Annotated in this window: 1 protein-coding gene and 1 pseudogene; both read left to right on the top strand. The window is 34.6% G+C overall.

The window, feature by feature from the left end:
• Positions 1–115 precede the first annotated feature (115 nt).
• A pseudogene (locus ACGH6S_RS12150) lies at positions 116–285 on the top strand (RHS repeat-associated core domain-containing protein); the annotation flags it as partial.
• A 334-nt stretch (positions 286–619) separates the two neighbouring features.
• A complete protein-coding gene (locus tag ACGH6S_RS12155; protein ID WP_411578992.1) occupies positions 620–1,099 on the top strand; it encodes a hypothetical protein in 480 nt (159 codons plus the stop codon).
• Positions 1,100–1,493 lie beyond the last annotated feature (394 nt).

A 1,493-nucleotide genomic window follows, 5' to 3' on the forward strand; every position in this document is an offset into this window, starting at 1 on the left:
TCTACACATTTATATTATTAAAGATTTTATTGGATATCATTAACCATTGAAAAGACGGAATAAGAATGATTCAGGAATTGAACACAAATCAGTAAAATAGAATCATCAGATATCAGGGGAAATATTAGACAGAAAAACTGGCTTACATTACAATACTTTCAGGTATTATGATCCGGATATAGGTAGATTTACTCAGCCGGACCCGATTGGGTTGCTGGGTGGATTTAATCTGTATCAGTATGGCCTAATGGGTTGACTTGGATTGATCCGTGGGGGTTAATAAAATGTGGCCTTACAGGGAAGGAAGTTGGCAATGCAACTAACTTACCTGTCATTAAGCGTGGTAGCCCTGAATGGAAGAAAGCAATTGAAATAATTCAGAGAGGTGGTAAATCCAATTTTAGAGTGAAGGATAAAGCTACTGCTGAACAACTGTTAAAAGATGCTAGAGGAAAGATAGAGATTCAGCCTACTTACTCTGAAATTCAATACAAAAAAGGTTATGAACATCACCCTAATGAATCGCATACAATAAATGCACCAGAGAATAATATACCCCACATAAAATGGAAGGATTGGAGTTTGGGGAAAAAATCTGGTGGAGCTGGGCATATATTTTATGAATAAAAAATTATTAGCCATTGATGAAAAAAAATATCCTATTGCATGGAGATTTAATTCTAAAGATTGCTTACTATCTTTTGATGAAAAAAGACAGATTATTTTTCTTGATACAGAGGAGTCTAGTAATTTTTGGGATGTGACATTCCCATTTAATCATTTAATGCAAATGCATTCATCATTTTGTTCTGTTATAGAAAAAATTAATTTAGATTTTGATCATCCTAACGAATCTTCTTTATTTTTCAAAAATAAATTAACAGGCATTTCGTTTGCTTTTTTCTTTTGGGGAAAAAAATCGAGTGCTATTGTACCAGTGGAGATTTTTGTAAAATCATGGGATGATTTTTTTTACCCAAGTGATGAAACAAGTATTCTTTTAATTCCCAATAGAAATAAAATGATTTTCTCTTATGAAAAAACATTTTTTTACGCAAATATACCTTTTAATAAAGGTTCAGAAAATACCAGTTGTTAATGTTACCAACTTTATTTTGGCAGATTATAGTTAAGTAAAACTGCAATCTGAGATATAATAATCAATCTACTTACGTCCACCATTATACTCACAAAAAAAATTAATTGTTTAGACCAGCGAACAGAATAAATCCCGTAGCACGTCACCCAAATTAAACAAGCACAGCGTGACGGCAACGCCGACTACCAGTACGACAACCTCGACCGGCTGGTAAGCAAAAGACACAGCAAACACGGCCAGACCGATTACCGCTATGATCGCACCGGCAGAATCGAAGGCTGCCGCAACCAGAGATACTGGGAAACCCTGCAATACGATTGTAAATATCCCAAACTTAGTACACAACTCACGTAGAAAATCATGCTGCTTGTTTTAGTGTTTTATACTCAATCGG

The sequence above is a fragment of the Gilliamella sp. BG3 genome (assembly GCF_046635605.1).
Classification (GTDB): Bacteria; Pseudomonadota; Gammaproteobacteria; order Enterobacterales; family Orbaceae; genus Gilliamella; species Gilliamella bombi.